The organism is Streptomyces sp. NPDC058000 (assembly GCF_042886435.1).
In the GTDB taxonomy this organism is placed as follows: domain Bacteria; phylum Actinomycetota; class Actinomycetes; order Streptomycetales; family Streptomycetaceae; genus Streptomyces.
In genome coordinates this window covers 1-7297 of the sequence record NZ_JBHVQS010000120.1, presented here as the reverse complement: position 1 = coordinate 7297, position 7297 = coordinate 1, and the positions used below count along the sequence as shown (strand labels likewise).

Sequence of the window (7297 nt, the reverse complement as noted above, 5' to 3'; positions counted from 1 at the left end):
GGCTCCAGCTTCGGACCCCGACGAGGAACTGACGCACCAGCAGAAGAAGAAGTCACACAACAACTAACGATCAACTACTGGCGCAGGACACTAGGCCGTGTCCGATGGGTCGAGTGACAGGTCCCATCGGACACGCCTCTGCGAAGTCGCGGACCCTAGATGATCGATTCCAAGGGGTCAGTGGTCATATGCGGTCAGTGAGCGCAGGACGGGCTGTCCTGTGTGGTCGTTGTGCCAGATCGCGGCGGTCATTGCGAAGGTGCGTTGCATGACGCGGACGACGACACCGCCGGGTGTGCGGCCTCGGTGCTGTTCGAGATCGAGTTGGCCCTTGAAGGTCTCGTTGACCGACTCGATGACCTGCCGCAACGGCTTGAACAGGGCGGCTCCGGCTCGCCTCTGCGGGCCGGGCGCAGCAGCTGGATGTCCTGCCCGGCCAGTTCGTGTTCGAAGCCCCGGCCGTAGTAGTTCTTGTCGCCGATCAGCGTCTGGCCGGGCCGGTCGGCGGCCAGGCCGGGTTCGGCAGCGAGGAGGTCCAGCAGGGTCTCGCGCTCGTCGGCCTTGGCGCCGGTCAGGGCGAAGGCGACTGGCAGGCCCTGGAAGGTGCACACCAAGTGCAGCCGCAGGCCCCAGAAGAAGCGGCTGTGACTGGCGCAGTACCCGTACTCGGCCCAACCGGCCAGGTCGGAACGTTCGACGGTCTCGCGGGAGCGGCCGCATTCCACCGGTGTGGAGTCCACGATCCACACGTCGTCGCTCCACACGGAGGTGTCGGTGGCCAGCAGGCGGGTGACCCTGCAAAGCAGGTCGGCGCTCTTGCGCAGACCTGCAAAGCAGGTCGGCGCTCTTGCGCAGCCGCTTGTTGTAGCCGGGCTGCTTGGGCAAGTACGGGAAGAGATGCCGCAGGTGGGAAGGGGCGTGGCGAAGCCACCTCGCCTCAGAGGTGAAGCCGAGCATGGCCTGCATCATCGCCGGTGTGACCAGCTCGGCGTCGGTGAGCTGCGGGGCGATCCCCACGGCCGGCCGCCATGGCGCGAGATGCGGAGACGCCTTCAGCAGGTCGTCGGTTTTCACATGGAGTGCAGTCGCGAGGGTGTCCAACTCTGTCTTCACACACTGACGTTGGACGCCCTCGTCCCATGCGCGCAGCCGATCCCTTGAATCGATCATCTAGCCGTCCAAGGCGCTGCCAGCGAGCCAGGAACCGAGCGCGATGCGACGAGCAACTGAGGGCTGCCCCTCTGGAAGACCGCCGGGTTCGGTGACTCCTTGCCCCCGTACGAGCGCGCCCCGCAGCGGCCGTGGTTGCTGCCGGCAGCGCATCCGCCCACGAGGGCGGGACGATCAGTAGGACGACTTCGTGACTCCGGGGAGGAATCCGGCGCGGGCTCCCCCGGCGCGGATGCGAGCCACGGCCGCCTCGACACCGATGCTGTCGATCGTCTTGATCGCCTTGGCGCTGAGCGTCACCGCCTGCCACGTCTCCTCGTGCCCGATCGCCTGTGGCATCTGCGGCTCTGCCCAGGACGCCCGTCACTCACCTGCTGCGTTCGCACGCCGGGACGACCCGGCGAAGAATGGCCGTGTACCGGCAATTCGACTACGGCAGGCTGCGCACAGCCGCTGTGCCGCCCGCCGGACGGGATGATCCTTGTGACAACTTCGCCCTTCGGGTCTGGCGACCCGTTCTCCGATCTCTTCAACCGCTTCTTCGGCATGAGTCCGGCAGCCTCGCCGCCGGCCGTGCAGCGCGTGCCCATCGGGCGACTGCTCAGTGATTCCTCGCACGAGCTGCTGGCGGCGGCAGGCGGCCGGGCGGCCGAGGACGGGTCCGATCTCGACACCGTGCACCTGCTGTGGGCCGCCACGCAGGTGCCGGCCGCCCGGCAGCTGCTGGAGCAGGCAGGCGCGGATCCGGACCAGCTGGCTGCGGACCTGCAGGAGAACCTTCCCACCGGCACCGGAACCGGCGACCCCGGGCTCACACCAGCGGTGAAGCGCGCTCTGCTTGCCGCCCACGCCCACTCCCAGGCGACCGGTGCCTCGTACATCGGTCCGGAGCACATCCTCGCCTCATTGCTGGACGATTCCAGCCTCGCACGCACGCTGGGATCCGAGGGAGTCTCCTCCGGTTTGCTGAGTGGCGGCGAAGCCGGCCGGAAGGCGGCGTCGGGTGAGCACAGCGACACCCCGACCTTGGACGAGTACGGGCGCGACCTCACCGAGGAGGCCCGCAGCGGGCGTCTCGACCCGGTGGTCGGCCGGGCGGAGGAGATCGAGCAGACCGTGGAGGTCCTTTCCCGGCGTACCAAGAACAACCCCGTGCTCATCGGTGATCCCGGCGTCGGCAAGACCGCCATCGTCGAAGGACTGGCGCAGCGGATCGTCGCCGAAGAGGTCCCGAAGGCCCTGCGCAACCGCCGCGTCGTGAGCCTCGACGTGGCCGGTCTGGTCGCCGGATCCAAGTACCGGGGAGAGTTCGAGGAACGGCTGAAGAAGGTGATCGACGAGGTCACGGAGGCCGAGAGCGGCATCATCGTGTTCATCGACGAACTGCACACGGTCGTCGGCGCGGGCGGAGGCGGCGAGGGTGCCATGGACGCCGGCAACATTCTCAAGCCCGCGCTCGCCCGGGGCGACCTCAGCGTGGTCGGCGCCACCACCATCGACGAGTACCGCCGGTACATCGAGAAGGACGCCGCGCTCGAACGTCGCTTCCAGCCGGTCATGGTGCGCGAACCCACCGTCGAGGAGACGGTCGAGATCCTGAGCGGGCTTCGCGACTCCTACGAGGCCCACCACCAGGTCCGTTACACGGACGAGGCCCTGGACGCCGCGGCCGCCCTGTCCGACCGCTACATCACCGACCGGTTCCTGCCCGACAAGGCGATCGACCTCATGGACCAGGCAGGAGCACGCGTGGGACTGCGCGGCCTCGGTGCCCCGACCGGGACCGCGAGCCTCGAGGACCGCCTCACCAAGCTGCGCAGGGAGAAGGACGAGGCCGTCAGCACCGAGGACTACGAACGCGCCGCACAGCTCAAGGAGCAGATCCGGCAGGTGGAGCAGGAGCTCGCCGGCGCCGGCGGAGAGCGGGAAGAGGCTGGCAGTGTGACTGCCGAGGACATCGCCGATGTGCTCTCCGCGCGCACCGGCATTCCCGTCTCCCAGCTCACCGAGACCGAACGCGAGCGGCTCACGAAGCTCGAAGAGGCCCTGCACGAGCGGGTGGTCGGCCAGGACGAGGCAGTCACCGCCGTGTCTCAGGCTGTGCGCCGCGGCCGGGCGGGCATGGGAGACCCCGAGCGGCCCACCGGCAGCTTCCTCTTCCTCGGACCCACGGGAGTCGGCAAGACGGAACTGGCCAAGGCACTCGCGGAACTGCTCTTCGGAGACTCCGACCGGATGGTCCGCTTCGACATGAGCGAGTTCCAGGAGAAGCACACCGTCTCCCGGCTCGTCGGCTCCCCGCCCGGATACGTCGGCTACGAGGAGGCCGGGCAACTCACCGAGGCGGTGCGCCGAAAGCCGTACAGCGTCGTGCTGTTCGACGAGGTCGAAAAAGCCCACCCGGACGTCTTCAACCTGCTGCTGCAGGTCCTGGACGACGGACGGCTCACCGACGCCCAGGGACGCACGATCGACTTCCGGCACACCGTGGTCATCATGACCAGCAACATCGCCTCCAAGCGCATCCTGGACCACCAGGGGGCGGTCGAGGACATCAGGGATGACCTGATGGCCGAACTGCAGGCGCACTTCCGGCCCGAGTTCCTCAACCGCATCGACGAGATCATCGTCTTCCACGCCCTGACCCGGGCGGACCTGGTGCGCATCGTCGACCTGTTGCTGGAACGCAGCCGGCGCAGGCTCCACGCCCAGCAGATCAACCTCGAGGTCACCGAGACCGCCAAGGAGTGGCTGGCCAACCGTGGCTACCAGCCCGAGTTCGGAGCCCGGCCGCTGCGCCGCACCATCCAGACGGAGCTCGACAACCGCCTTTCGAACATGCTGCTCAGCGGCTCGGTCAATCCGGACGACACCGTCATCGCCGATGTCAAGGACGGCGAGCTGGCACTGACCCTCGGTCCGGCGGCCGCCTCGGGCGGCGCGGACCAGCCGGAGCCGGACACGGCAAGTTCGGCGGAGTAGCCCATCTGAACTGGGATTTCTTTCATCATGAGGCGGAGGTGGACAGCGTCGCCGCCAGGAGAGAAGGCGCCACGGCGGCAACTGCCGGGCGGACGTGGCCGGGCAGCCCCTGGCACCGCGTAGCGTTCGCGCTTCGACTACTCCCCCGGGCCGGACGGCCGACGACTGAGGAATCCAGCGGCTCTTCGTCCTGCGCGGCCTGTTGCCTGACGACGCCGACCGCCGCCTGCCGCACCGCTCCGGCGCCGCAGACGCCGGGAGCCGAGGCCGTGCAGTGAGACCAGTGCGACCCTGTGCTCAGGGGCGACCTCGGTGCGGACCGGGTTGCGCTCCGCCCGGCTCGGCAGGTCGGTGAGGAGGACGCCGATGTCCCAGTCGCCGTCCTCCTGACGGGTGCCGACGACTTTAGCCACGTCGGACACGTCGACCTGCTCGTCCGCCACCAGGGGTGCCGTCACGGTGTCCGCCTGCCAGCGGATGTCCCTGGCGATGCGGCGGCGCAGATCCTCCGGTAGGCGGGGGCGAGCCAGGCCATCTCGGAGGGCAGGCCCGGGTCGGCGACCAGGACGAACCGCAGGTTCCTGGCGTTTGTGTCCGCGCGTCGGGCTACCTCGCAACCCTTGTCCTGCCGCCGGGTGGGCCTCGATGATGTCGCGCCTCGCCGCGCCCGGGCTGCCACCATAGGGAGGGGATCCGCTCGTCCACCCGTTCGCCCAGCACGCCGCGCCTGTAGGCCGGGGCACCCTTAGCATGCTGACTGTGCGACCCAATACCCCGAAGATCGAGGGCGGCCGGTTACAGGGCCTCCTGCAGCTCATCGAGGACGGCATCCACCTGGTCGTCGCGGCGCTCCTCGTACTGCTCGCGGGGCTCCTGACCGTCGGGGTCATCCACGACGTCATCAGGTCGATCCAGGGGCCGTATCACGAGGAGACGGTCGTTCTCTCCGCCCTGGACAACGGCCTTGTGCTGTTCATCGTGGCCGAGCTGCTCCACACCGTCCGCCTCACCATCAGGAACCAGACCCTCGACGCGGAGCCGTTCCTCGTCGTCGGCCTGATTGCCGGCATCCGCAAGGTGCTCATCGTGACGGCCGAGGCGGAGAAATCCTTCCGGTGGAACGTCGAGGGGATCGAACTGCTGATCCTGGCGGGGCTGATCCTCGTGATGGCGACAGCGGTGTACGTGTGGCGGCGCTCCACGCGGCCGGGAGACTACTTCCCGCTCCAGGAGCCGCGGCGCTCGCCGCCGGAGCCGTCACCCACCCCGGTGCGCGCGTCCTGATCCTTCACCTTCCGCAGCCACGGCCGCCCGCACCCGCTGCTCCTCGCGAGCAGACCCGACGTCCCGTTCCAGGGGTGTGCGGCTCACGGCCATTCGCGAGGTCCTCCAAGGCCCGCCTCTGCAGTTCCGCCCCGCGCCTCACCACCGGGCTCCGGTCCCGGCGGCAGCGCCCTCCCACGCGGCACTGCTGTCGCTGTCCATGCTGAGTCCGATGCGCGTCGCTCACCGGCTGAGGGGAGCGGCCCTCGGCGTTTTGGGAGCGCTGATGCCGGAGTCCGGCCGAGGCACCCGACTTCAGCGACGACGCCCCCAGCACCGAAGCCCACGACGGCCCCGCCACCCACAAGGCAGGGCCGTACACGGGCGGCCGCATCCCGAGCAGGTGGCACTGAGGCTTGTCCGCGATCGTCGACTCACCCTGAGTGCCAGATAGCCAAACCAAATGTCGCCTGTCTCGAAAAGTCGCAACCCCTCAGCTTGAAATTAAACCTTCGGTGATCGTTCGGGGGGCTGGGGCGTTCACCCACATGGGAATCTCCCGGACATGACGACGACCTCCCTTTCACGCTGTGTGGTGTCGAGTCACGCAACGGGCCAGGAGGTCGTCGGTGTTGAGTGTCGTCCATGAGTCCGTTCGTCGGGAGGCGTTTTGCGAACTGTCGTCCTTTCGGATGGAGTTGTATGCGGCGATGTCCCGCCGCGCCGATGCGTTGTTCGAGCTGGTCGATGCGGTGCTGTGCGCGGGCGGCCCGGTGGTGTCACTGCCGGAGTTGTCACTGGAGACTGTGCACCGCCGCGGGCACGGGGCGATGTACGACGCGCTTGCCCGGGGCCGGCTGGATGTGTCGCGGCTGCGGTGGGCGCTGGCCGGGCTTCGGCTGCCGCGCGGGACGGACAGGCAGATCTCGATCGCGTTGGATGTGACGCCGTGGCCGCGTCCGGACGCGGAGTGCTCACCAGAGCGCCTGCACTGCCATCGCCCGTGCCGGTGTGACGGGGTGCGGCAGACCATCCCGGGGTGGCCCTACCAGGTCGCCGCCGGGTTGGGAGGGGGCCGGACCTCGTGGACCGGAGTGCTGGATGCGGTCCGCCTGGGTCCCACCGACGATGCGACCGAGGTCACCGCCGCCCAGATCCGGGACCTGCTCGACCGCCTGCGTCAGGCCGGGCAGTGGCGCGAAGGCGATCCCGAGGTGCTGTTCGTGCTGGATTCCGACTACGACATCGTGCGTCTGACGTGGCTGCTGCGCGAGGTGCCGGTGCGGCTGCTTGGGAGGATCCGCGCCGACCGCGTCATGTACCACCCGCCCGGGCGCCGCAAGGGCCCCACCAAAGGCCGGCAACCGCGCCACGGCGAGGCATTCCGCCTGGCCGATGCCGCCACCGACCCCGCACCCGTGCAGGCGTCGGCCAGCGTGCACGACCGCTTCGGCGCCGTCGTCGCCCGCTGCTGGGGACGCCTGCACCCGAAACTGGACCGACGTGGATCCTGAGTCAGTCACGAGGGTGAACTGCCCATCATCGAAGGCACGTTGGTCCACCTGGCAGTGGAGTACCTGCCTGGCAACCGGGCCCCCAAGCCGCTGTGGCTGTGGCACTCGGTCCCCGATGCCACCCCGCACGACGTCGACCGCCTGTGGCGGATCTTCCTTCGAAGATTCGACATCGAGCACACCTTCCGGTTCTTCAAGCAGGCCCTCGGGCTGACTCGCCCCCGGCTCCGCACCCCCGAACAGGCCGACCGCTGGGTCTGGCTGATCATCGCCCAATGCCACGAAGTTAAGCGGCCGTTGGCGGTGTCAAGCGGTTCGGGGAAGTTGATGTAGAAGAGCGGGGCCCCGCGTAGGACGGATGTCGACCA

General features: G+C 68.7%; 6 protein-coding genes and 1 pseudogene. 4 read left to right on the top strand and 3 right to left on the bottom strand.

The window, feature by feature from the left end; genetic code table 11:
* Positions 1-177 precede the first annotated feature (177 nt).
* Together ACFVT2_RS43025 and ACFVT2_RS43020 are read right to left on the bottom strand one after the other, a co-directional pair.
* Positions 178-1113, bottom strand: a pseudogene (locus ACFVT2_RS43025) (IS982 family transposase).
* A 231-nt stretch (positions 1114-1344) separates the two neighbouring features.
* Positions 1345-1509 carry a hypothetical protein gene (locus ACFVT2_RS43020; RefSeq protein ID WP_390027890.1) on the bottom strand — a complete coding sequence of 55 codons (165 nt, stop codon included), beginning with the start codon at positions 1507-1509 and terminating at the stop codon, positions 1345-1347.
* 135 nt (positions 1510-1644) lie between these two features.
* Between ACFVT2_RS43020 and ACFVT2_RS43015 the strand changes: the two genes are divergently transcribed.
* On the top strand, positions 1645-4152 hold the full coding sequence (locus tag ACFVT2_RS43015) for an ATP-dependent Clp protease ATP-binding subunit (RefSeq protein ID WP_390027887.1): 2508 nt from the start codon (positions 1645-1647) through the stop codon (positions 4150-4152).
* Positions 4153-4289: 137 nt separating this feature from the next.
* On the opposite strand, the gene ACFVT2_RS43010 is transcribed toward ACFVT2_RS43015, so the two are convergent.
* Entirely contained in the window at positions 4290-4610 is a 321-nt protein-coding gene (locus tag ACFVT2_RS43010; protein WP_390027885.1) for a hypothetical protein, read from the bottom strand.
* A 292-nt stretch (positions 4611-4902) separates the two neighbouring features.
* Between ACFVT2_RS43010 and ACFVT2_RS43005 the strand changes: the two genes are divergently transcribed.
* From ACFVT2_RS43005 to ACFVT2_RS42995, 3 genes are all read left to right on the top strand, one after another.
* Positions 4903-5436: a phosphate-starvation-inducible PsiE family protein gene (locus ACFVT2_RS43005; RefSeq protein WP_390027882.1), complete on the top strand. Its 534-nt coding sequence runs from the start codon at positions 4903-4905 to the stop codon at positions 5434-5436.
* A 608-nt stretch (positions 5437-6044) separates the two neighbouring features.
* Positions 6045-6929, top strand: a complete 885-nt coding sequence (locus ACFVT2_RS43000) for a transposase (protein WP_390027880.1) — start codon at positions 6045-6047, stop codon at positions 6927-6929.
* A 54-nt stretch (positions 6930-6983) separates the two neighbouring features.
* Positions 6984-7262 carry a hypothetical protein gene (locus ACFVT2_RS42995; RefSeq protein WP_390027877.1) on the top strand — a complete coding sequence of 93 codons (279 nt, stop codon included), beginning with the start codon at positions 6984-6986 and terminating at the stop codon, positions 7260-7262.
* The last annotated feature ends 35 nt before the right edge of the window (positions 7263-7297 follow it).

What these genes read in the sequence shown, in the direction of transcription:
- ACFVT2_RS43015 (WP_390027887.1), top strand. Translation starts at nt 1,645, where the DNA reads ATGATCCTTGTGACAACTTCGCCCTTCGGGTCTGGCGACCCGTTCTCC.
- ACFVT2_RS43020 (WP_390027890.1), bottom strand. Translation starts at nt 1,509, where the DNA reads ATGCCACAGGCGATCGGGCACGAGGAGACGTGGCAGGCGGTGACGCTC.
- ACFVT2_RS43005 (WP_390027882.1), top strand. Translation starts at nt 4,903, where the DNA reads ATGCTGACTGTGCGACCCAATACCCCGAAGATCGAGGGCGGCCGGTTA.